The 22,906-nt window shown below is 56.8% G+C and carries 17 protein-coding genes and 1 pseudogene; 7 read left to right on the top strand and 11 right to left on the bottom strand.

All coding sequences use genetic code 11. The features are described from left to right. The first annotated feature begins 225 nt into the window (after nucleotides 1-225). Entirely contained in the window at nucleotides 226-1,563 is a 1,338-nt protein-coding gene (locus I6L38_RS03440) for an ATP-binding protein (RefSeq protein WP_216989146.1), read from the top strand. Between the two features lie 544 nt (nucleotides 1,564-2,107). Beyond that, entirely contained in the window at nucleotides 2,108-2,620 is a 513-nt protein-coding gene (locus I6L38_RS03435) for a hypothetical protein (protein WP_216989145.1), read from the top strand. Between the two features lie 96 nt (nucleotides 2,621-2,716). Here the strand turns inward: I6L38_RS03435 and I6L38_RS22570 are convergent. Continuing rightward, a pseudogene (locus I6L38_RS22570) lies at nucleotides 2,717-2,956 on the bottom strand (YgiQ family radical SAM protein); the annotation flags it as partial. Between the two features lie 661 nt (nucleotides 2,957-3,617). Between I6L38_RS22570 and I6L38_RS03430 the strand changes: the two are divergent. Beyond that, nucleotides 3,618-4,532, top strand: coding sequence for an AraC family transcriptional regulator (locus tag I6L38_RS03430; protein ID WP_216989144.1), 915 nt, complete (start codon nucleotides 3,618-3,620; stop codon nucleotides 4,530-4,532). Between the two features lie 33 nt (nucleotides 4,533-4,565). On the opposite strand, the gene I6L38_RS03425 is transcribed toward I6L38_RS03430, so the two are convergent. The 8 genes from I6L38_RS03425 to I6L38_RS03390 all read right to left on the bottom strand — a co-directional run bounded on the left by I6L38_RS03425 (nucleotide 4,566) and on the right by I6L38_RS03390 (nucleotide 15,892). After that, on the bottom strand, nucleotides 4,566-6,035 hold the full coding sequence (locus tag I6L38_RS03425; RefSeq protein ID WP_216989143.1) for an aldehyde dehydrogenase: 1,470 nt from the start codon (nucleotides 6,033-6,035) through the stop codon (nucleotides 4,566-4,568). A 22-nt stretch (nucleotides 6,036-6,057) separates the two neighbouring features. After that, nucleotides 6,058-6,807 (bottom strand): SDR family NAD(P)-dependent oxidoreductase, encoded by a 750-nt coding sequence (locus I6L38_RS03420; protein ID WP_216989142.1) that lies wholly within the window; start codon nucleotides 6,805-6,807, stop codon nucleotides 6,058-6,060. Nucleotides 6,808-6,934: 127 nt separating this feature from the next. Beyond that, complete coding sequence (locus I6L38_RS03415) at nucleotides 6,935-7,567, bottom strand: LysE family translocator (protein WP_216989141.1); 633 nt, start codon at nucleotides 7,565-7,567, stop codon at nucleotides 6,935-6,937. Between the two features lie 68 nt (nucleotides 7,568-7,635). Continuing rightward, nucleotides 7,636-8,433, bottom strand: a complete 798-nt coding sequence (locus I6L38_RS03410) for an AraC family transcriptional regulator (RefSeq protein ID WP_216989140.1) — start codon at nucleotides 8,431-8,433, stop codon at nucleotides 7,636-7,638. Between the two features lie 292 nt (nucleotides 8,434-8,725). Then, complete coding sequence (locus I6L38_RS03405; protein WP_216989139.1) at nucleotides 8,726-11,131, bottom strand: YgiQ family radical SAM protein; 2,406 nt, start codon at nucleotides 11,129-11,131, stop codon at nucleotides 8,726-8,728. A 137-nt stretch (nucleotides 11,132-11,268) separates the two neighbouring features. Further along, a complete protein-coding gene (locus tag I6L38_RS03400) occupies nucleotides 11,269-11,640 on the bottom strand; it encodes a hypothetical protein (RefSeq protein ID WP_005298618.1) in 372 nt (123 codons plus the stop codon). 83 nt (nucleotides 11,641-11,723) lie between these two features. After that, nucleotides 11,724-14,843, bottom strand: a complete 3,120-nt coding sequence (locus tag I6L38_RS03395) for an efflux RND transporter permease subunit (protein WP_216989138.1) — start codon at nucleotides 14,841-14,843, stop codon at nucleotides 11,724-11,726. Continuing rightward, nucleotides 14,843-15,892, bottom strand: a complete 1,050-nt coding sequence (locus tag I6L38_RS03390; RefSeq protein WP_005298612.1) for an efflux RND transporter periplasmic adaptor subunit — start codon at nucleotides 15,890-15,892, stop codon at nucleotides 14,843-14,845. Before I6L38_RS03390 ends, I6L38_RS03395 begins: the two co-directional genes overlap by 1 nt. A 208-nt stretch (nucleotides 15,893-16,100) precedes the next feature. Here I6L38_RS03390 and I6L38_RS03385 point away from each other — a divergent pair, with 208 nt between their 5' ends. Next, nucleotides 16,101-17,654: a diguanylate cyclase gene (locus I6L38_RS03385; RefSeq protein ID WP_201885078.1), complete on the top strand. Its 1,554-nt coding sequence runs from the start codon at nucleotides 16,101-16,103 to the stop codon at nucleotides 17,652-17,654. 33 nt (nucleotides 17,655-17,687) lie between these two features. Next, on the top strand, nucleotides 17,688-18,554 hold the full coding sequence (locus I6L38_RS03380) for a patatin-like phospholipase family protein (protein WP_043170835.1): 867 nt from the start codon (nucleotides 17,688-17,690) through the stop codon (nucleotides 18,552-18,554). 73 nt (nucleotides 18,555-18,627) lie between these two features. On the opposite strand, the gene I6L38_RS03375 is transcribed toward I6L38_RS03380, so the two are convergent. Both I6L38_RS03375 and I6L38_RS03370 read right to left on the bottom strand, forming a co-directional pair. Then, complete coding sequence (locus I6L38_RS03375; RefSeq protein WP_201880465.1) at nucleotides 18,628-19,989, bottom strand: sodium-dependent transporter; 1,362 nt, start codon at nucleotides 19,987-19,989, stop codon at nucleotides 18,628-18,630. 204 nt (nucleotides 19,990-20,193) lie between these two features. Beyond that, nucleotides 20,194-20,460 (bottom strand): DNA-binding transcriptional regulator, encoded by a 267-nt coding sequence (locus I6L38_RS03370; protein ID WP_005298604.1) that lies wholly within the window; start codon nucleotides 20,458-20,460, stop codon nucleotides 20,194-20,196. 259 nt (nucleotides 20,461-20,719) lie between these two features. On the opposite strand from I6L38_RS03370, the gene I6L38_RS03365 reads away from it, so the two are divergent. Beyond that, the gene (locus I6L38_RS03365; protein WP_201880463.1) at nucleotides 20,720-21,316 is read left to right on the top strand and encodes a hypothetical protein; all 597 of its coding nucleotides are present in this window, start codon (nucleotides 20,720-20,722) and stop codon (nucleotides 21,314-21,316) included. A gap of 309 nt (nucleotides 21,317-21,625) precedes the next feature. After that, on the top strand, nucleotides 21,626-22,660 hold the full coding sequence (locus tag I6L38_RS03360) for an OmpA family protein (RefSeq protein ID WP_017766527.1): 1,035 nt from the start codon (nucleotides 21,626-21,628) through the stop codon (nucleotides 22,658-22,660). Nucleotides 22,661-22,906 lie beyond the last annotated feature (246 nt).

The raw sequence follows: 22,906 nt of genomic DNA, 5'->3' as shown, positions 1-22,906 counted from the left end.
GTTTCGTTTGGCTTACCATAGCCATCCAGAACCTATTGAACTGCGATGGGTTGCTGCCAGCGCGGGTCAAGGAAGCATATTGGAAGCTGTAATCCACGGGCGGTAGCGTGAGATTTGATGCTGTTACGCTTCACATAGAAAGCGTGTGAGCCCCAGATTTCCTTGTTACGCCGCGCACAGAAAGGTGGGAGCCCAGATCCACCCTTGATTTTACGGATATTTAAAATGAATAGTGAAAAACATGACGTATATAAAGTTTTTACACCCACAACTCCTGCCAGGCTAACATTTGTTGAGCGAGAAAAGGTTAATTCAAAACTAGTTAATGCCCTGCGTACTCCTGGTAAACAAGTGGTCGTTTATGGGCACTCAGGGTCTGGAAAAACTACTTTATTAGTCAACAAACTACATCAGTTGTATGAAAACCATTTAACATCAAGGTGCATGAAGAGCGTAACGTTTGACATGCTTGTATTAGATGCTTTCGATCAACTAGCTCCTTTTTATATTTCAGAAAAATCAGATAAAGCAACTACCTCCATTAACGCTCAAATTTCTAGCGAATACTTAAGTATAAAAGGCCAATTGGCATATACAAATAGCAATGAAGCACAAAATAAACAAATCCGAGCAATACCCCCTCAATTAACTCCACAGGCATTGGGACGTTTTATGGGGGCATCTGGCTGTTGTTGGGTTCTTGAGGATTTCCATAAAATAGATGAAAAGGAAAGATCTCATTTATCACAAATAATGAAAGTTTTCATGGATATGGCAGATCAATATCCCACTTTAAAAATAATTGCTCTCGGTGCAGTGGATACAGCAAGACAGATTGTAGAATATGATGCAGAGATGGGAAATAGAGTTGCTGAGATTCATGTTCCATTAATGGATGAAGATGAAATAAATGACATTATTTCCAGAGGCACTGAACTATTGAGAATTGTTATGGCTGAAAGCCTAGCAAAAGGAATAAGTTCATATTCTAACGGTATGGCATCTGTGTGCCATCATTTATGTTTAAATATCTGCACGTCACAGGAGATATATGATACGAGAGATACTCTTGTGAACGTTGAGGAACAGTCATTACAGTCTGCACTCCAGATGTACTTAGAAGAAAGTTCTGACACTCTTAAAAAAGCATTTGATAATGTTTTCAAACAAAAAAGAACAAAAAAATATGACAATGCAAAACTAATTATAAAGGCTCTATCTGAATTACATCAAGATGGTGCTCTTCGAGGAGAAATATATGAGCAAATCAAGAAGAACGAAAATGATTATCCACAAGGAAATCTTAGTAGATTTTTAAAAAGACTCTGTGATGAAAATGAACCACCTATTATTCGCTATGACGCTGATAGTAATAAATATGCATTCAGAGATCCAGTTTATAGAGTTTTTGCCTTAGTTTATTTTAAAAGCAACAGCCCCAAAAAGTTCAATAGAAGTACAAGTGTAGAGTCTATTACCAATAGTCTAACTGATATTCAGCAGATAATTTCAGAAATGACTCGCTCATTAAAATTAACGTTGAGTGTTAAGAATCCAAAATAATAAGTTCGCTTGTATACATGTGGTTATTTATCTGGTGCTAGCCCAAGTAATTATCTACCTAGCATAGTTATTTTTATGATACCCTGTATGTCAAAATAAAAAAGGCGACCATCTGGTCACCTTTTTTATTTCTATCGAGCTCCAACCAGCAAACTCACCGTGCTGGCCGCTTGGTGCCATTCCTTTTAGCATCAGGTCTTGCGTCCCCGACTTGGCAGGGCCTGTGCAGGTCTGTGCCTAGGGGTTTATGCTAAGTATACTTTTCCCCAGCTTTAAAAAGACGTGAACTATAGATTCACCAAGCAGTAGCGGGACATAAAGGTTCAAATCAATTTTTCTCATCTTTATTACTGCACTTACAATATAACATCCATACGAAGCCTCTTTGTGGCGACTGATTACAAACTGATTAGTAAAGCAATCCACTGTAAAATTGTAATCAATGGATGATCACATGCTTCAACTCTACCGATTTAGGTAGATACCAGTATCAAAAAAAATAAATTTTATTTAGCCTATAGCAATGCTCTAAAAAGGATATAACATGCGATACATACCATTACTCTTTTTATCTATTATTTTCCCTGCCCATGCCATTACATATATTGAACTTGAAGGTAACGTTACAAATATCGTTGATAAAACACCTGAGCAATCATTCTATAAAAAATTTTCGGATGGTAGAGCACACTATGTCATTGAGGTAAACAAAGATAAAAATGGTTGGTGGCTTTCCAATGGAGAAGTTCGTTACCCAAAAAACCTCAAAAATGAGCGCCATTACGAAGCTACATATGTATGTGGAAATGCGTTGAACAAAGGTTACTTCAATAATGAATACAGAACTGTCATGGATGATTTTTATTCATCCGGACGAGTCAAAATGCATGTTGGGAAAAGTCTTGAGATAGAGTTAAAAAATATAAATCTAGATAGAATAAAAGTTGATACACAAGCCACGGGTATCGAGTTGCACGATGACTCAAGCATATCTCGCTCATCTGTTTACTCAGACCTAGTCGTTACAAAAATCAGTGATGAAAACCCTTGTGAGTGAGCATTATTAATAAATTAACAGAGACGATTATCTTAAATAAAAAAGGCGACCATTTGGTCGCCTTTTTTATTTCTATCGCTTTCCAATCAGGAAAACTCACCGAGCTGGTCGCTTGGCTGCCCCGCCTTTGGCGGCTGACTTGCCACCCTGAGTGACGGGTTTAGCACCTGGCTTGGCTGAACCCGCGCGGGTCGGGACCTTGCCCTTGTGGGCGGGTTTGCCAGCCGGTTTACCCTGAGCGGCGCCCTGCCCAGCACCCTGTGCGGAAGACTTGCCGTTACCCGAACCTTTCTGGAGCTGAGACCCCACCGGTTTGCCATTGCCCGCCTTGCCGCCGTTTCTGCTGGCCGCCGGGGCATTGGCTGCGCCAGCCTCGCTGCGGGCGGCCTTGTTAGCCCCATTGCTGCGCTGATGCGTGATGGCGAGTCAGGGCGGGCGAGGCCCTTGTTGCGGCTGCGTTCGACTTTGTGGGCTCTTGCAGTGGAGCTTATACATGTCGCGGTGGCGTTACCCAGATCAGAGATGACACCGGTAGAGCCCGGCATCTTGTCGCGGATCTCTTCGATCTCGTTGAAAATTGACTCTTCCGAGCGGCTCTGGATGATGCACTCTCGTGTTCAGCAAAAATGATGAATGTTCCAGATTTTATTCCAGAGCACTTCCGACAGAGTGGCATGATATTTACCAAAAAATTACGTTTAACAAACTGATCCAGAGAACCCGTATGTAACATCTTTTCCACCAAGATCAGCTACTGCTCACTCTTGGCTTAATTTCATGACAACGCCATCAACTCCGTCTGCGAGAAATACATTCTCCACATAAAGAAGTTCCCCTTTCTTTCTCACGTTATGGCCATTCAGCCTGGATGGAAGGATCATCTGTACACCTGCTGACGTCTCATCCATAATACTTTCACCTCGGCTGGGTGAAATGCGCAAGCTTATCCAGATAGCAATAAACCTATACAGTAAATGCATCAGGCAAGCAGGTAATAATGGACCCGTTATCCGACATCGTTTCAAGATTAAAAATAAGCAGCCAGAAAATCGTCACGTTTGACATGGCCGCTAACACCAATGCACAATTTCCAGATTACTCTGGGATGAAAATATATATCGCCAAGAGCGGATCTTTTTTCATCAAAATGGCGGGGAGTGAAAACAGTTATGCCCTTGAGAAAGGGGATATATTGATATTGTCAAGCGGCCGAGAATTCAGCATCTTTGATAACCCCAACGCCCCCACTATCGATATAAGAAAAATTCACGTAATGAAAGACAGATCTTCCTGCTTCAGCAACGGTGGGTGCGATTTTTCATTCGTGGGTTGCCGCTTCGAATTTCAGTTCAACGATACCTTCCGCTTTATCAGCAGTTTGCCAGACCCCATCGTGATCAAAACGCAGCGGGAGGAAAATGCCGGCATAAAGGATTTCTTGAACAACCTCTCATCAGAGATCGAAAAGCCCGGCCCGGGCAGTGCGCTCATCACCGAGCATCTCCTGCAGATCATTTTGACCCAGGCACTACGCGTGCTGCTCTCTTCCGGCGCACTTGGCCACGGCGAAGGCTGGTTTTACGCCATGGCGGACAAACATATCAGCCTGGCGCTGACCAGCATACACGATCAGCCTGGCAGGAGATGGCGCCTGGACGAACTCGCCAGCATTGCCGGCATGTCACGCACCGCCTTTACCAGCAAGTTCAGAAAGCTGGCCGGCTACAGCGTCAACGAATACATCCGCATCTGGCGTTTTAGCCTGGCCATCGAGCGCATGGTCGCCAATAAAGAAAAAATATCCCAGATCGCCTTTGACCTGGGATATGAATCGGAAAGTGCCTTCAGCACCGCGTTCAAGAAATGTATGGGTACCTCGCCAAAACGTTATATCGGCAACCATACCTCCTGACGCGACCCAAAGAGGCACGTCCCTGTGCCCGTATTATCCTTGCTCTGCAAACCAGGCTGCGGGCAGCTCCGTTTGCAGCGTGATGGTTTTTATTTGCGTGTAGGCATTGAGCGTTTCTTTGCAAAATTCGCGGCCAATCCCGCTGTTCTTGTAACCGCCAAACGCTGTGCCATCGCTAATGTTCGAGTAGCGGTTAATCCATACGGACCCAGCCTCCAGCCTGTCTGCGGTCTCCATGGCGTTTTTCAGACTGCGAGTGTAGATCCCCGACGCCAGACCATATTCGCTGTCGTTCGCCTGGGTGATCATCTCGTCGTAGTCTGACCATTTGATCAGCGTCAGCACCGGCCCGAAGATCTCTTCCTGACAAATGCGCATGTCATTTTTCGCGGCGAAAATCGTCGGCTCAATGAAGTAGCCGTGCTCGCAGCCGGTCACTACACGGCGTTTGCCGCCAGTAAGCAGGGTTGCCCCCTCCTCAAGACCGGTTTGTATATAAGCCAGCACCCGCTCGCCCTGCTTTTCAGAAACCAGACAGCTGATCCGGGACTGTTCGGCCAGCGGTGAACCGATGCGCACCCGTTCAAAAGATGCCACCAACCTGGTGCTGAAACAGTCGTAAATATCCGCGTGGACGAACAGCCGGGTACCCGCCAGGCAAGACTGGCCGTTATTGTGAATGGCGGCAAACGTCACGTTATCCACCACCGCATCCATGTCCTCGATATCCGGGAACACAATGTTGGGGCTCTTGCCACCCAACTCCAACGTGACGGGCACCAGCCGCTCCGCTGCGGCCTTTGCAACGAGCTTGCCCACCTCAGTGCTGCCGGTGAACGAGAGTTTGCGCACCTTCCGGTTGCCGGTGAGCGCCGCCCCTGCCACGTGCCCCAGACCGGTAATGATGTTGACGACACCGGCAGGGAAAATGTTGGCGATCATCTTGCCCAGCTCCAGCATAGAGAGAGAGGCGTTTTCATCGGCCTTCAGTACCACTGTGTTACCGGTCACCAGTGCCGGAGCCAACTTGAATGCCGCCATGATCGCCGGCGCATTCCAGGGGATAATCTGCCCGCAGACGCCAAGCGGTTCGCGTTTAGCCAGACTGTAGCCGTCCGCGATGCTTCTGCCGCTGTCTTCGTGACCCATGACTACCGCGGCGAAATAGCGATAATGTCTGACCGCTGTTTGATAATCACGACGCACTTCGCTGATGCAGCGGCCCACATCCAGCGCATCGATTTGCGCCATTCTTTCCAGGTCGTTTTCCAACACATCCGCCAGTTGCAGCACCAGGCTCGCACGGACCTGTTGTCCTAACGCTTTCCAGGCGGGAAAAGCCGCTTCCGCTGCCAGGACGGCACGCTCGACATCCCGTTCATTGCAGTAGTGCAACTCTGCCAGGATCTCCCCGGTCGAGGGGGAAGTGACAGGATGAATATCTACGCCATCCAGCTCGAATATGCCGTTAATCAGTGGCCCGTAGGCTTTATCTAAAGTCATCTCTGCTCCATTCATTGCAAAATTAATGTAAACCGCCGCCGACGATCAGACTCTCGCCGGTCACCCAGCTCGCCTCATCCGAGGCGAGATAAGCGACTGCCGGTGCAATATCTTCCGGTGTGCCGATGCGTCCTAGCGGGGTAATGGATTCAATATGTGTCTTAAAAGCGGCGTCGAAAAAACCGCTTTCATGCACGCCTTCCGTGATAACTAAGCCTGGATTGACGGCATTGACCCGGATCTTGCGTCCACCAAGCTCATTGGCCAGCGTCTTGGTGATCGCATCCACGGCGGCCTTTGACGCGGTATAAACCAGTGAATTGGCCGGCGTAAAAGAGGTCACGCTGGAACTGATATTGACGATGCTGCCGCCCGATTCAGGCATGGCGGCGACCGCCGCCTTGCAGCAATAGATCAACCCTTTGACATTTATATTGAAGTGCCTTTCATATTCAGCGTCGCTGAATGCTGCCAGGTTATTGGTTGCATAGACCCCGGCGTTATTGACCAGAACGTCTATTCGCCCGTACAACTTGACGATATTTTGAATCAGCTCATTTACTTCGGCTTCAATGCCAATATTGGCTTGCAGCGGAAAAGCAATGCCACCCTGCTCATTTATTTCTTTCACCAGCCGATTGGCATCCTCACGCCCACGGGAATAGTTAATGAACACCACGGCCCCCTCCGCTGCCAGACGTCTGGCAATGGCTGCGCCAATCCCTTTTGAACTGCCCGTCACCAGAGCAACTTTATCTTCAAAAAGTTTCATTAGTCATTCTCCTCAGTGTCAGTGAAACACAGCAGGAGATTACTGGTATTTCTCACCGCACTGCATAGCGGTGCGGACATAAAACTTTATCGATCGAACAACCTTGCCAGAAAATTAACTGAAGACATTAGAGTAAGCGCGTAGCCAAAATGGTACAGGCCAAGCACAAGATGATGCCACCAAAGCATTTATTAATATAAATTCCGATGCTCGGATGTTGCTTTATACTCAATGCTATTTTTCCGGCCAGAAAGACCAAGGGGACTTCAATAAGAAACATAATGGCGATGAGTGCCATGCCTAATATCAGCATCTGTATGCCCGGACTGCCCGCCTCCACCCGAATAAATTGAGGAATAAAGGCCAGCATAAAAATAATGGCCTTCGGATTAAGCAAGTTAGTCAGCAATCCTTGCGAATAAAGTCTTTTTCGACTTTTCCACTCTCGATGGTTGTCCAGGCCAATCACATTTGCCTGGGTCAAAATACCAAACCCTACCCACATGATGTACAAGGCACCACCGATGACAAACAACTCATAGAGTAGCGGTGAAGAGGCGATCAATGCCGTCACACCGGCAATCGCAAGACCGATATGACATATCACCCCGGTGACAGCCCCCAATACGGTGATCAGCCCCGCTTTCGTTCCCTGGCTGACGGCATTGGACAATGCGCAAAGCATATCGGCACCAGGGATTAACGTTAATACGGCGGCCGAAAGGGCAAATAAACCCAGCGTGGATAATTCGATGACCATGGTTTTCTCGCTTCGTTAAAAAGGCGCATTATCGGCCTCTGTCATTCGGCGAGATAGAATGATATTGCTCAAATGCACCGGTCGCGATAGCCGCGCGGGGTCACGCCATAAGTCGACTTGAACGCCCTGCCCAAGTGCGACTGATCGGCAAACCCGCAGGCAATGGCAATTTCGGCAAGGTCACCGCCTTTGGATAACAGCCCCTTAGCCTGCAGCAAACGGAGCTGCCGCTGATAGCGGTTCGGCGACAAACCGAACGTTGCCGAGAATTGGCGGCAAAGGTGAAACTTGGACAGACCGGCGGCCTGCGCCAGTTTATCCAGACGTACCTCCCGGGTCTGGTTGTCGTGCAGGTACTCTTTCGCCCTGTGCAACCCCGGCGCAATGCTGGCGTCGAGCCGTGGCGCTCGCTGCGGGGAACATAGTTGGAGCAGATCCGCCACACAATGGCTCCATACCACGTCCCGATCAAAATGAGTTGAGTGTGCAGCGGTCAATACCGTTGCGGCCTCATGCAACCGGCTCGCTAAAAGCACATGTTCGACCTGTTTTCCCTGCACTATCGGCGGCAAAGGCATCTCCATGTTATCCGCCGCGCCAAGCAACATCTCATGGCTGGGATAAAACATGAAGTAATGGCACCCCTCTTCGCCCAGCACAGTCCCGGCATGCATCTGCCCCGGCGCTATGATGCTGATTTCCCCACGGCTGATGATGCCGTCGTCATCGCCTTTGGCACTGTTGTTATTGGCGCCGCGCAGAACCACACCTATCGACCAGGTATCATGCCAATGCACATCAAATCGATGATCCGAGAAGTCCGCGACAAGCAGCTCAAGCCCGCCCAATGCGTCAAAACGATGCATAAATGCTGAATTTCCCATTGCCTTTACCCGTTCACTGACTGCCAACGCTGGCCAAAATAACACACAACGTACGGCGTGAAAGCTCTTCATCCTCCATTGAAGCAACTGTCGTTGTGCGCTGGAATTATGGAATTGCAACGAGGTGTACCGTTTTATTATCCGGTGTGAAGCCGTATGACTACTCCCTCCTGAGATAGGTTGTCAGACGAACACCACTTCCATATGCATTGGCAATAAAAAGGCGACCAACTGGTCGCCTTTTTATTTCTATCGCTTTGCTAATCAGCAAATATCACCGCGCCGGTCGCTTGGCACCATTACCTTTGGCCGCAGACTTGCCGCCTTGAGTGGCAGGTTTGGCGCCCGGCTTGACTGAGCCTGCGCGGGTCGGGGCCTTGCCCTTGTGAGCCGGTTTGCTCTTACCAGCACTCTGGCCTGCGCCTTGTGCGGCGGGTTTGCCGTTCCCTTTACCCAACTTGAGCTCGGAGCCCACCGGTTTGCCATTGCCCGCCTTGCCGCCATTTCTGCTGGCTGCCGGGGCATTGCCTGCACCGGCCTCGCTGCGGGCAGCCTTGTTGCCCGCCCCGTTGCTGCGCTGATGGGTGATGGCACTGTGGCGGGTCAACGCGGGCTTGAGGCCCTTGCTGCGGCTGCGTTCTGCCTTGGCTTCGCCACGGCCTTCCGGCGGCACCAGGCAGTCGGGACCGTTACCGATCAGGTGGCCCTTGCCCATCTCCAGCAGGGCTTCGCGGATCATCGGCCAGCCGGCCGGATCGTGATAGCGCAGCAGCGCCTTGTGCAGGCGACGGCGACGCTCCCCTTTCACCACGAACACGTCCCCGCCCTGGCGGCTCACCTTGTTGAGCGGGTTTTTCTCGGTGTAATACATGGTGGTGGCGTTCGCGAGCGGCGACGGGTAGAAGTTCTGCACCTGATCGAGCTTGAAGCGGTTGGACTTGATCCAGAGCGCCATGTTCACCATGTCTTCATCCGTGGTGCCCGGGTGGGCGGAGATGAAGTAGGGGATCAGGTACTGCTGCTTGCCCGCCTCTTTGGAGTACTTGTCGAACAGCTCCTTGAAGCTGTAATAGCTGCCCATGCCCGGCTTCATCATCTTGGAGAGCGGGCCCTCCTCGGTGTGTTCCGGCGCGATCTTGAGGTAGCCGCCGACGTGGTACTTGGCCAGCTCCTTGATGTAGCGCGGATCTTCCACCGCGATGTCGTAACGCACCCCGGAGGCGATCAGGATCTTCTTGATGCCCTTGAGGTCGCGCGCCTTGCGATAGAGGTTGATGGTCGGGCTGTGGTCGGTGTCCATGTGCGGGCAGATGGTCGGCCAGACGCAGGAGGCGCGCCGACAGGTCTGCTCTGCCTTGGGGCTCTTGCAGCGGAGCTTGTACATGTTGGCAGTGGGGCCGCCCAGATCCGAGATGACGCCGGTAAAGCCCGGCACCTTGTCGCGGATCTCTTCGATTTCTTTGAGGATCGACTCTTCCGAGCGGCTCTGGATGATGCGCCCCTCGTGCTCGGTGATGGAGCAGAAGGAGCAGCCACCGAAGCAACCGCGCATGATGTTGACCGAGGTCTTGATCATGTCGTAGGCCGGGATCTTCTCGTTGCCATAGGCCGGATGCGGCACCCGCTGGTACGGCAGGCCGAACACCCCGTCCATCTCGTCGGTTTCGAGCGGGAAGGCAGGCGGGTTGACCCAGATGATGCGATCGCCGTGGGCCTGGGAGAGGGCGCGGGCGCAGCCCGGGTTGGTCTCGTGGTGCAGGATCCGCGACGCATGGGCGTAGAGCACCTTGTCTTCCTTCACCCGCTCGAACGCCGGCAGCTTGACGTAGGTCAGCTCCCAGGGTTTTTGCTTAGGCGGCTGCACCAGGATGGGCTTGGCCTCCTGCTCCACCGGCGCTGTGCCCTCGTCGTCGCTGCAGGGTGCCCCTTCCATATAGGGGTTGGGGATGGGATCGATGCGGCCAATCTGGTCGAGCTTGCTCGAATCCACCCCGCGCCAACCCGGCAGCGGCTCCTTGCGGATCACCGCGGTGCCGCGAATGTCCTGCATGGTGTCGATGGTCTCACCGCCTGCGATGCGGTGAGCCACCTCGATCAGCGGCCGCTCGGCGTTGCCGTAGATGAGGATGTCGGCCTTGGCGTCGATGAGGATCGAGCGGCGGATGGTCTCGGACCAGTAGTCGTAATGGGCGATGCGGCGCAGGGATGCCTCGATGCCGCCGATGACCACGGGGACCTCTTTATAGGCCTCCTTGCAGCGCTGGGTATAGACCAGGGTGGCGCGATCCGGCCGCTTGCCGCCCACATCCCCCGGGGTGTAGGCGTCGTCGTGGCGCAGCTTCTTGTCGGCGGTGTAGCGGTTGATCATGGAGTCCATATTGCCCGCGGTCACCCCGTAGAAGAGGTTCGGCTTGCCCAGGCGCATGAAGTCATCCTTCGATGACCAGTCCGGCTGGGCGATGATGCCGACCCGAAAACCCTGGGATTCGAGCATGCGGCCAATGACCGCCATGCCGAAGCTCGGGTGATCCACGTAGGCGTCGCCTGTCACCAGCACGATGTCGCAGCTGTCCCAGCCGAGCTTGTCCATCTCCGCGCGGGACATGGGCAGGAAGGGCGCCGTGCCGTAGCACTCGGCCCAGTAACGGGGATAGGAGAAGAGGTTGGTAACCGGCTGCATTTTGACCACCTGGAACAATTCGGGTCGCGCATTATACCGGCAGAGCAAGGCGGGGGCGACGGCTTTTTACCCCTACGATAGATGCGGAAAAGGCGAGCCAGCAGGGCTCGCCTGAAAAGTGCAGGTTAATGGTCGGCTCAGGCCAGGGCGCGGGCCAGCACGATACGGTTGTAGTGACGCTGCAGCAGCTGATAACCCCCCAGCAGGCACCAGACCAGGGCGGGCGCCAGGAACACCGGGTGGGTGGCCAGGCGTAGCATCAGCAGGCCCAGCAGGATCAGCGCAAACGGTCGGCTCTCGTAGAGCCACAGCGGCCAGCCCTGCTTTCGCACCAGCCGGTGCTTGTCTGGGCGGCGATAGGCGCCGCGCCGAAACCAGGCCAGCGAACCGGCCAGATAGAGTGCCAACCCGGCCAGCAACAGCCCCGGCTGATCGGCAATCCCCAACAAAAGCAAACCGCTGCCCATGTAGGCAAAGGGCAGCGGCTCATAAATGGCTGATGGCAACATGACTCACCTCGAGTATCAAACTGGCTACATATTAACCCGCAGCCATTTGCTTGCCAGCCTCTGCCCCTATATGGGGGGCCGCATCAGGCGGCCGGTTTGTCCTGCTGCGAGGCGCCCTCGCTGGCGGCCAGCGCCTCGTCCACCTGTTGATCCCGCGCGCCGGTCATGCCGGCCCGCTTGGCCAGCAGATGGTAGATGGCGGGCACCAGCAGCAGGGTCACCAGGGTCGCGAGAGACAAGCCGAAGAAGACCACGGTCCCCACCGACATCCGGCTCTCGTAGCCGGCCCCCATGGAGAGCATCAGCGGCACAGCCCCTATGATGGCGGTGAGCGAGGTCATCAGAATGGGGCGCAAGCGGCGCACCGAGCCTGCGACGATCGCCTCGTCAAACCCTTCGCCACGCTGGCGCAGCTGGTTGATGAACTCGACGATCAGGATGCCGTTCTTGGTCACCATGCCGATCAGCATGATCATGCCGATCTGGCTGTAGATGCTCATCTCCTGCCCCGTCAGCCAGAGGCCGAGCAGGCCGCCGAAGATGCCGAGTGGCACTGTCACCATCACCACCGCCGGGGTCAGCATGCTCTCGAACTGGGCCACCAGCACCAGATAGACCACCAGCAGGGCCAGAGCGAACACCATCACCATCTCGCCCTGGTTGTCGCGATAGTCCTTGGACTCGCCGGCATAATCCACCGTCATGCCGTTTGGCAGGTTGGCATTGGCCCAGCCGTCCAGGTAATCCAGCGCCTCGCCCAGGGTGTGGCCCGGCGCCAGATCCGCCGTCAGGGTCACCGCCTTCTGGCGCTGGTAGTGGTTGAGGCGCTGCGGGCTCGCCACCTGCTTGACGGTGGCCAGGGTCGAGAGGGTCACCATCTCGCCGTTGGCCGCCTTGAGGTAGATGCGGCTCAAGTCGGAGACGCCGTTGAAGTCGCGCTGGTTGGCACGCAGATAGACGTCGTACTCCTCCCCTCTGTCCACATAGGTGGTCTGGCTGATGCCGCCGAGCAGGGCCTGCAGGGAGCTCGCGACGGTGGAGACCGGGATGCCGAGCTGGTTGGCCCGATCCCGCTCTATGGTCACCTGCAGCTCCGGGGTCTTCTCGGCGTAGTCGAGATCCGGCGTCTCCATCAGACCGCTCTGGGCTGCCGCCTCTTTCAGAGCCAGCCCCTGCTGATAGAGCTCGGCATAATCGGAGCCCTGCAGCACGAACTGCACCGCCGCGGTGGAGCCACCGCGAAAGCCCGGCGGGAAAGTGCGGATCATCACGTCCGGAATACCGGCCAGCCGCCCGCTCAGGGACTTGGCAAACTCGGTGGCGGTCTCATCCCGCTCGGCCCAGTCGGTGAGCTGGATGATGGCCATGCCGGTCTGATCGCCGCCGCGGCCGAAGGCCGGGGTGCTGAAGCTCATGGCCTGCACCACCCCCTTGCCAAGCAGTGGCATGATGGCCGCCTCCACCTGCTGCATGTTGCGCTTCATCCGCTCGATGCTGGTGCCCTCGGCCCCCTTGACGAACACGTAGAGCACGCCCCGATCCTCGGTCGGGGTCAGGCTGGTGGGCAGCTGGGCAAACAGGGCGCCGATGCCGCCCAGGCAGAGCACCAGCACCAGCGGGGTCCAGCGCGAGTGGCGCAGCACGGCGCCGAGCAGAGTGCGATAGTGCTTCTCCACCCAGCCGAGGCCACGATCGAGCGCCGCCGTCAGCCGGTTGGGTCTATCCACCGAGCGCATCAGCCAGGAGCCCATGGCCGGGGTCAAGGTGAGCGCGATCAGCGACGAGAAGAGCACCGCCAGGGATAGCAGGATGGCGAACTCGGTAAAGAGCCGGCCCACCATGCCATCCATGAAAGCGATGGGCACGAACACCATCACCAGTACGGCGGTGGTGGCAATGACCGCAAAGCCCACCTCGCGGGTACCGTGCCAGGCCGCCAGCAGGGGCGGCTCGCCGCGCTGCAGATGGTGGTGAATGTTCTCCACCACCACGATGGCATCATCCACTACTAGACCGATGGCAAGAATGAGCGCCAACAGGGTGATGAGGTTGATGGAAAAGCCCAGATACCAGGCGCCGATAAAGGCGGAGATGAGGGAGACCGGCACCGTGATGGCCGGAATGAGGGTGGTACGCCCCTGCCCCAGGAACAGGTAGAGCACGGCCACTACCAGCACGGCGCAGATGGCCAGGGTCTCGTACACCTCGTCGATGGCCTGCTTGATGAAGATGGTGGAGTCGTAGTCGACCTCCAGCGTTGCCCCCTCCGGCAGGAATCGCTGCATCTCGGCCATCTTCTTCTCGACCCCCTGCGCCACCGCCAGCGGGTTGGCGGTGGACTGGGCTACGATGCCTATCCCCAAGCTCTCGCGGCCGTTGCGCTGGTAGGCGCTGTCTTCGTTCTTGGCACCCACCTCCACATCGGCGATGTCAGCCAGATAGATGCTCTGGCCGTTGGCGGCGGTGCGCACCTGCAGCGCCTGGAAATCGGCGGCGGTGTGATAGAGCCGGGCAATCTGTACCGCCATGGTCATACTGTTGTTGCGGATCTCCCCCCCCGGCAGCTCGATGTTCTCGCGCTTGAGGGCGTCCTGCACGTCCGCCACCGTGACGCCGCGCGCCGCCATGTCGGCCGGGCGCAGTCGCACATACATCACCTGGGTCAGATCGCCGGAGAGGGACACCTCGCTCACCCCGTCCACCAAACTCAGGGGATCCACCAATACCCGGTTGGCATAATCGGTCATGGCGGTGCGGTCCATCTGGGTGCTGCTGAAGTTGAGCCAGACCGCCACGTCGCCGTTGCCGTTGTCCTTGGTGACCAGGGGTTCATCCACTTCGTCCGGCAGCTTGGGACGGGCGCGGGAGATGGCGTCGCGCACATCGGAGATCCCCTCCACCATGTTCCAGCCGAGCTTGAACTCCACCGTGATGACAGAGCGTCCCTTGCGGGTCACCGAGTTGATGTTCTTGATGCCGCTGATGCCGGAGAGCTGATCCTCGATGGGCTTGGTGACCTGGCTCTCCATGACGGCGGGGGCGGCCCCCTCGTACATGGTGGTGATGGAGACGGACGGGGTCTGCACGTCCGGCATCTCCCGCACCGTCAGCTTGGAAAACGCCACCAGACCGAACACGGTGAGCAGCGCGCTCAGCACCACCGCCACCAGCGGGCGGCGCACGGAAATATCGGAGAGCCACATCAGCCTTTGACCTCCGCCAGATCGTGCACGCTGACGCCGTCACGCAGGTTGACCAGCCCCTCGACCACGATGCGATCGCCCACCTTGAGCCCTTCGGTCACCCACACCTCTTCGCCATGGGTATCCCCCAGCACCACCGGCACCCGCTTGACCTTGCCATTGGGTTCGAGACGATAGACGAAGCGCTGCTCGCCGGCATACTCCACCGACTGGGCGGGGATCAGGGTCATCTTCTGCGGCGGCAGGGAGAGCTCGACGTTGAGCAGCATGCCGGGGCGCAGCTGGCCGTCAGGATTGGGGATGATCACCCGCGCCTTGATGTTCTGGGTATCATTGGAGACGCGGCTGTCCAGCGTCTCCAGCACGCCGCGAAAAGATTGATCCGGCCAGGCCGAACTGGTCGCAGTCACCGCCATGCCGGGGCGCAGCAGCGAGAGGTAGCGCTCGGGCACCGCCAGATCGAGCCGCAGCTTGGCCAGCTCGTCCAGGTGGAGCAGGGTATCGCCGCTGTTGACCAGGGCCCCTTCGCTCAGATCGATGAGGCTGACCGAACCGTCGAACGGCGCCAGCAGGGTGCGCAGGGAAAGCTCGTACTTGGCGGCATCGGCGCGGGCCTGAGCCTGGGCGACCGTGGCCTCCTGCCCCTCCAGCTCGGAGGTGGTGATGGCGCCGCGCGCCACCAGCCGGCGCATGTCCCGCAGCTTGCGGGTCTCGTCGCGCACGCTGGCGCTCTGCTCGGCCAGCTCGGCCTGCTGCTTGCCGGCGTCGAGGGCGATCAGCACGTCCCCCTGCTTGACCTGCTGGCCGGAGCGCACCGCTATCTTGACGATGCGGCCGGTTACCTCGGGGCTGATCACCACGGAGCGGTTGGCGGCCAGCTTGCTCACCAGCTTGATGGAGGGTTCTGCCAGGCTCTGGCTGACCGTCTGCGCCCGGATGTTGACCTGACGTGGCTGGGGTTTGCCGGCAGGGGCAGAGTGGCGGTAATACCAGCCGGCGGAAATCAGCAGAGAGAGGCAGGCAAGCACCAGCCAAGTACGCATTTTCATCAAGCAATCCATGAAATTAAGAGAAAAGAGGGCACTTCATCAATGATGGTCACCATGTTACCCCCTGACTATGCCGTGACTATGTATAAATGTGACAAAACGTAACAGAAACGGCGATATTTGATTGAAATAGCAGTAGCAGAAGACGGGCTTCACGATTGTGCCCTAAACTGATGCTCCGAACCTGTCCGGATCCCGCCTAACGCCTATGCCAGAACCCAGACCCCATTTTGTTACCTATCGCCTGCAATGGCTGCTCTGCGCCTTCGTCGCCCTGCTGCTTGCCATCACTCTCAAGCTGACCCTGACCCAGGTCACCGACCATTATCAGAGCGACACCCTCAGCACCGCCTCCCGCCTGAAATCCCAGTTTCAACAGATGGAAACCTTTCTCGAGGCCATGCGCGGTCAGGCAGAAGAGCGGCTGCGCAGCAACCCGCAATCCGCCCTCACTCTCCAGCTCTACGGCGCCCTGCGGGAGAATGGCGACCAGGGTTTTGCGCTGGATCGGGTGCCCGCCGACCTGCCCAAGGGGCTGAGCGGCAACCTGACCGGGCTGGGATCACTGCCAGCCCCCGGCAGCGAGCGGGCCGCCAGACTGCACCTGGCACTGAGCCTCTCCCCCCTGCTCTCCACCGCCAGCAAGCTGCTGGGGGACAAGGTCGGCTGGATCTACTTCACCGGGGTCGATAACTTCCTCTACCTCTACCCCTGGGTTCCCTCCAGCCAGTTCCATTTTCAGCGCAGCATCTATCTCAAGTCCTACTGGCAGGACGCCTTGAAACAGAAAGAGAAGAGCCTGCGCGCCACTGTCTCGCGCCCCTACGAGGACTTTGCCGGGGCGGGGCAGATGATCACCCTGTCACAGCCCATCGTGAAGGATCAGGTGCTGGTGGGGGTCATCAGCATCGACGTGCTGCTCTCCCGGCTGGAACAGCTGCTGCGAGAGTCCACCCCCGAGATGGGCACCCTGTTTCTGGTCAACCAGCATCAACAGATCCTGGCCAGCAGCGTGAAGGAGGCAGGTCTGCGCCCAAAGCCGATGGCGACGCAGGCTGGCTATCGCTGGCACCAGGGAGCGTTTCAGTTCCAGCACGCCATTCCTGACACCGAGCTAATCCTGCTCCATCGCGTTCCCCTGCCTTCCCTGCTGTGGGCCCTGCTCAGTCAGTCCGCACCAACCCTGATCGCCCTCTTCTTTATGGCCTGGGCCGTGCTCGCCAACCTCAAGTCCCGCCGCCTGAACCGGCAGCTGGACTACCTCTCCAACCACGACGCCCTGACCGGCGCCTTCAACCGCCATTACTTCGACGAGTTCGAGCGCCGCCATCAACAGCGCAGGGGCAGCGTCGGGGTGATCATGTTCGACTGCGATCACTTCAAGCAGGTCAACGACCGCTTTGGCCACGAGGTGGGCGATCAGGTACTGATCCAGCTGGTGCGCCTGTGCCAGCAACAGCTGCGGCGGGAAGATGCCCTGATCCGCTGGGGCGGCGAGGAGTTTCTGCTGCTGGCGGCCAAAGGGGGCGAACCACTCGACCAGCTGGCCGAGCGGTTGCGCCAGCACATCGCCAGTCACCCCTGGCAGGAGCTGGCGCCAGCGCTGGCTGTCACCATCAGCCTCGGCTATCACCACGGCAGCGCCGAGACGCCGCTGCAGGAGGTCATCAGGCGGGCCGACGTGGCGCTCTACCAGGCCAAGGCCAACGGGCGCAATCGCAGTGAACCCTGGCAGGATGACGGCGCCGGCAACTGCGGGTAAGCTGATCCCCTCACTCATGTTCGGAGAGACAAAGTGGCACGAAAACCCCGTGTGGGACTGGCTCTTGGCAGCGGCGCGGCCCGTGGATGGGCACATATCGGCATCATACGGGCGCTGGAGCGGCTCGGTGTCAAACCGGATCTGGTGGCGGGATGCTCCATCGGCAGCTTTGTCGGCGCCGCCTATGCCGCCGGTGAACTGGACAAGCTGGAGAGCTGGGTACGCGGCTTCAGCCGCTTGCAGGTGGTCAGCCTGCTCGATCCGGCCCTCTCCGGCGGCCTGTTTCGCGGTGAAAAGGTGTTCGGCATCGCCGCCAACCACTTAGGGGATCCCGCCATCGAGAGCCTGCAGCTCCCCTTCGCCTGTGTCGCCACCGAGCTCGACACCGGTCGCGAGATCTGGCTGCAGCAGGGGCCGCTGCGCCAGTGCGTGCGCGCCTCCTGCGGCATGCCCGGCATCCTGACCCCGACCCGGGTCGACGATCGCTGGCTGGTGGACGGCGCCGTGGTCAACCCGGTGCCCATCTCGCTGGCCCGCGCCATGGGGGCCGAGGTGGTGATCGCCGTCAACCTCAACGCCGACATGCACCAACCCTGGACCGATGAACCGGACGAACCCAGTGGCGGCAACCGCTTCAGCCAGTGGTTCAACCGGGGCGACAGCCCCAACACACCCGGCATGTGGAGCGTGATGACCGGCTCCATCAACATCATGCAGGAGCGCATCACCCGGGCACGGATGGCTGGCGACCCGCCCGAGATCCAGCTCTGCCCGCGCCTTGGCAGCTTCTCCATCATGGATTTCCACCGCGCCAGCGATGCCATCAACGAAGGCGAAGCCTGCGTCGAGCGCAACGCCGATCAGCTCAAGGAAGAGTTATCCCGCTTAGGCCTCATCTAGCACGGTTCACCGGATCCGCATCACCAATAAAAAGAGCGCCTTGCGGCGCTCTTTTACTGTGGAAACGGCTGGTCTAGAACAGCCCCAATCCCTTGAGCATCACGATCAGGATCAACAGCGGCGACACGTAACGGATGATGAAGAACAGCGGCTTGAGGATGGCCAACTCCAGCTCGCCACCGTTGGTCAGCGCCTCCTTCATCCGCTCGAAACCCCACACCCAGCCCACGAACAGGCAGAGGAAGATGCCGCCAAGGGGCATCAATACGTTGGAGGAGACGAAATCGAACAGGTCGAAGAAGGTCTTGCCGGCGATCTGTACCTCCGCCAGCGAACTGTTGGAGAGCGCGCAGGTGGAGCCCACCGCCCCCAGCACCAGCAGGTTGAGCAGGGTTGCCTTGGGGCGGCTCATGTGGAATCGTTCGGAGACCACCGAGACCGGCACTTCCAGGATGGAGAGCATGGCACCGGTGGCGGCGATGGCGGAGAGCACGAAGAACAGCACCATGAACAGATGACCAAACGGAATGCTGGCAAACACCGCCGGAATGGTGATGAACAGCAGGGAGGGGCCGGCGGTGGGCTCAAAGCCGAAGGCGAATACCGCCGGGAAGATGGCGATGCCGGCCAGCATGGAGACGAACAGATCGGCGCACATCACCCGGAAGGTGGTCAGCGGGATATTCTGATCATCCCGAAAGTAGCTGCCATAGGTCATCATGCAGCCCATGCCGATGGAGAGTTTGAAGAAGGCGAGCCCCATAGCGGTCAGCACCACCCCGGCGGTGATCTTGGAGAGATCCGGCGAGAACAGAAAGTGCAGCCCCTGGCTGGCACCGGGCAGGGTCAGGCTGCGGATGCCGATGACCAGCAGCAGGATGAAGAGCACCGGCATCAGCTTCTTGGTGACCGCCTCGATCCCCTTGGAGACCCCCATCAGCAGGATGCCGCCCATCAGGATCAGCACCAGCCACTGCCAGAGCAGGCTCTGCAGCGGGTCGCTTATCAGCGCCCCGAAGGCCGCTCCGGTCACCTTGGGATCAGTCGACAGGATGGAGCCGTCAACGGCCTTGAAGATGTAGGCAAAGACCCAGGCCGCCACTTCGGAGTAGAAGGACATGATAAGGAAGGCTGCCAGCACCCCCATCAGGGCGATCAACCACCAGGGCTGCCCCTTGGGGGCCAGCTTGCTGAGGGTGGTGACGGCGTCGGACTTGCCTCTGCGGCCCAGCATGATCTCCGAGATCATCACCGGCAGGCCGACCAGCAGGGTGGCGATGACATAGACCAGCAGGAAACCGGCACCGCCGTTTTCGCCCGTCAGGTAGGGAAACTTCCAGATATTTCCCAGCCCGACGGCTGAGCCCAGGGTGGCGGCAAGGACGCCGAATTTGCTGGTAAAGCCATCTCTGGCCTTGGGAGTGATTTGACTCATGCTTGTCTCACTGTGCGCATCATGCGAGGGGTACTGCTAATTTTAGCGGTCGGAATTTTCTGAGGATTGATTCGGCTTGCCAAGGTATTTTCGTGAAAAGCCTTGGTGAGAGCACAATTAGCCAAATTTAATTAAATTAATTGGATATATGATGGATAAAAAATGCCGCCTCGAGGGCGGCATTTTTGTCAGGGCTCAATCATCTCAAGCCTTGGCAATATCGTCCGGGCCGATCTGGCCAATCTCGGCGACTTTCTTGTCAGCCAGCAGCCAGAGGGTGAACTTGTGCAGTTCCGGGTGGTGAGCCAGGGCCACCAGGAAGGCGCCACCAACTTCACGATAACCCAGCTCATAGTTCTTCAGGGTGGTCGGGGGAACGCCCAGCAGATCAGCAAACTTGGGACGGCTCAGGCCGACTGCTTCACGGATCTGACGGATCTTCTTACCAACAGTTACGATATTTGAATTCATATTGTTCCATACTCCGTACGGCGGATTGACTCCACCTTTATTTTTCGCGACGACTCGTAGTCAAGTGTATCAGTTTTGAACGGACTCGTTATGGTCGAGTCTCTATCTTTAATCAGCGTCTTTCGACGACAACCCTTGCAAACATCGGGGATGGTAATCGCTCAACCGCCTCAGGTAAACAGTCTCGAAAAGAAACCTTTATTGTTGCCACAGGAATTACTCGTATAATCCGCGGGCTATCCCTTAAGAGTAAGAACCCATGGCACTTCCCGGCATAATCTCCTGTTTACACCCGGTATCCTCCCCCGCAGAACTCAGTCGCCAATTGCAGCAGGGCCAGCAGACACGCGCCGAAGCCTTCTGGTTGCCCGCCGCCCTGCACGATCAGGCGGCAGCAGTTTTGGCTGCGCTGGATGACAAGAGCAGCCTGTTTCTCGACCAGCCCGTTGCCGGACTTTCCCTGCGCAGCCACGATGGTGTCATGCAGGAAGCGGGAACCCTGCTGCTTGGCAATGGCCAGCAGCTGACACTGGCCAGCACAAGAGGGGATGGCGGTCTGGTCCCGACCAGCGCGCTTGCCGAGATGGCCGACTGGCTCGAGGCGGGCCACCGCCACTTTTGCTGTTCAGCTGCAGTACAGCCTGTGGCCCGGGCCATCCTCAATATCTGGCCCCTGGATCCCTACCTGGCCCGGCATTTTTTGGTCAGTTTTACACCCTTACTGTGCGAAGCAACCGAGGCCGATTATCTGGCGGTGTTCCAGGCGAGGGAATCTCCCGCCATGGCGCAATCTGACTGGGTTCAGGCCTATATGAAACTCGAAAAGAGACTGCACAGATCCTATTTGGATCACTAATTAATCTGGATAAACAGCCAGTTACCCACACGACACAATCTGCCATATGGATTATGTGTGAGCTTGATCATGTTTTGAATTAGGCATAGAGTGCGCCACGTCATCGGAATGACACCGGCTGTTCGTGAAGGGGTGAACCATTGTTTTTGCAATGTCCCCCGCTCGCTAGTGCACCAGGAATGCGTGCCTCCCGGAAGGAACCGGGATCCCTGCCAGACTCAACGCTGTTGTTCGGCAGAGCCTGCAGCTTACATAAATTAAAAAGTGCGAAGCACGTGAACAACGTGCCATCTCAACGAGGATTTTTTTATGATGAAAATGGCTCCTTCCCTGATCGCCATCGCCATGGCTGCCATGGGTGCAACTGCCGCTCACGCCGCTGACGACATCTACTTCGGTGCCGGTGCCGGTGCTGCCCACTTCAACGGTCTGAACAAGATCGGTGGTGGCGGTTACGCTGGTACTGAAGACGCTGCTGCTGCCAACGCCTTCGTCGGTTACAACTTCACCGAAAACTTCGGTACCGAATTCGGCTACCAGTACGCTGGCCGCGGCAACACCGACGGTCTGCGTTACGAGAACCAGGGTGCCACCCTGTCCGGTATCGCTCGTCTGCCGCTGGGCGGCGACTTCTCTGCTTTCGCTGAAGGCGGCGCCTACTGGGCTCACACCGACGGTCTGGGCACCAGCGACACCAAAGTATCCCCGCTGGCTGGCCTGGGCGTGACCTACAAGGTCAACGACGCGCTGGATCTGCAAGCTCGCTACCGCTACATGTGGGACGTGGCCGACCTGCACGCAGGCGACGCCCCGGACGACGTACGCTACAAGTCCAACCAGAGCGTTGCGACCCTGGAAGCCGTATACCACCCGTTCCGTACTTCCTACGTAGCTCCGGCTCCGGCTCCGGTTGTTGAAGAAGCCCCGGCCCCGGCTCCGCAGGTAGTTGAGAAGAACTTCGCCCTGAACTCCGACGTGCTGTTCGCCTTCGGCAAAGACAGCCTGAAGCCGGAAGGCGTTGCTGCCCTGAACGCTCTGTACCAGCAGATCGTTGAGTTCCAGCCGAAAGATGGCAACGCTGTTGTCGTTGGTTACACCGACCGTATCGGTTCCGACGCCTACAACCAGAAGCTGTCTGAAGCCCGTGCCCGCACCGTTGCCAACTTCCTGGTCAGCAAGGGTATGGCTGCCAGCAAGGTTGCCATCGAAGGCCGCGGCGAAGCCAACCCGGTTACCGGCACCAAGTGCAACGGCGTGAAAGCCAAAGCTCAGCTGATCTCCTGCCTGGCTCCGGACCGTCGCGTAGAAGTTCGCGTATCTGGCGTACAAGAAGTTCAGAAGTAATCTGACTTAGTTCAGATAATGCGAAAAGGGGATGCCACGGCATCCCCTTTTGTTTGCCCGCCGCCTGTTTTTGAGCAAAAACACAGCAACCAGCGTCACTTCCTGTCAAATCGTTTCCCCCGGCTTCCTTCTCCATAATCACCGCAGCGCCGCGCCAGTGCTGGATATCTGTACAGAAACTTGATCCGTGCGAGTCAAAAGAATACAGTAAACCCGCTTGTAAGGTATTGGATGAACTATTAAAAG

The sequence above is a fragment of the Aeromonas sp. FDAARGOS 1408 genome (assembly GCF_019048665.1).
Classification (GTDB): Bacteria; Pseudomonadota; Gammaproteobacteria; order Enterobacterales; family Aeromonadaceae; genus Aeromonas; species Aeromonas dhakensis.
This window is presented reverse-complemented; position numbering and strand designations above follow the sequence as displayed.

Coding starts and splice junctions, on each gene's coding strand:
- I6L38_RS03400 (WP_005298618.1), bottom strand. CDS start 11,640: ATGTTGCCATCAGCCATTTATGAGCCGCTGCCCTTTGCCTACATGGGC.
- I6L38_RS03430 (WP_216989144.1), top strand. CDS start 3,618: ATGGACCCGTTATCCGACATCGTTTCAAGATTAAAAATAAGCAGCCAG.
- I6L38_RS03375 (WP_201880465.1), bottom strand. CDS start 19,989: ATGAGTCAAATCACTCCCAAGGCCAGAGATGGCTTTACCAGCAAATTC.
- I6L38_RS03425 (WP_216989143.1), bottom strand. CDS start 6,035: ATGACTTTAGATAAAGCCTACGGGCCACTGATTAACGGCATATTCGAG.
- I6L38_RS03385 (WP_201885078.1), top strand. CDS start 16,101: ATGCCAGAACCCAGACCCCATTTTGTTACCTATCGCCTGCAATGGCTG.
- I6L38_RS03415 (WP_216989141.1), bottom strand. CDS start 7,567: ATGGTCATCGAATTATCCACGCTGGGTTTATTTGCCCTTTCGGCCGCC.
- I6L38_RS03370 (WP_005298604.1), bottom strand. CDS start 20,460: ATGAATTCAAATATCGTAACTGTTGGTAAGAAGATCCGTCAGATCCGT.
- I6L38_RS03420 (WP_216989142.1), bottom strand. CDS start 6,807: ATGAAACTTTTTGAAGATAAAGTTGCTCTGGTGACGGGCAGTTCAAAA.
- I6L38_RS03405 (WP_216989139.1), bottom strand. CDS start 11,131: ATGCAGCCGGTTACCAACCTCTTCTCCTATCCCCGTTACTGGGCCGAG.
- I6L38_RS03440 (WP_216989146.1), top strand. CDS start 226: ATGAATAGTGAAAAACATGACGTATATAAAGTTTTTACACCCACAACT.
- I6L38_RS03410 (WP_216989140.1), bottom strand. CDS start 8,433: ATGCATCGTTTTGACGCATTGGGCGGGCTTGAGCTGCTTGTCGCGGAC.
- I6L38_RS03435 (WP_216989145.1), top strand. CDS start 2,108: ATGCGATACATACCATTACTCTTTTTATCTATTATTTTCCCTGCCCAT.
- I6L38_RS03360 (WP_017766527.1), top strand. CDS start 21,626: ATGATGAAAATGGCTCCTTCCCTGATCGCCATCGCCATGGCTGCCATG.
- I6L38_RS03365 (WP_201880463.1), top strand. CDS start 20,720: ATGGCACTTCCCGGCATAATCTCCTGTTTACACCCGGTATCCTCCCCC.
- I6L38_RS03395 (WP_216989138.1), bottom strand. CDS start 14,843: ATGTGGCTCTCCGATATTTCCGTGCGCCGCCCGCTGGTGGCGGTGGTG.
- I6L38_RS03390 (WP_005298612.1), bottom strand. CDS start 15,892: ATGAAAATGCGTACTTGGCTGGTGCTTGCCTGCCTCTCTCTGCTGATT.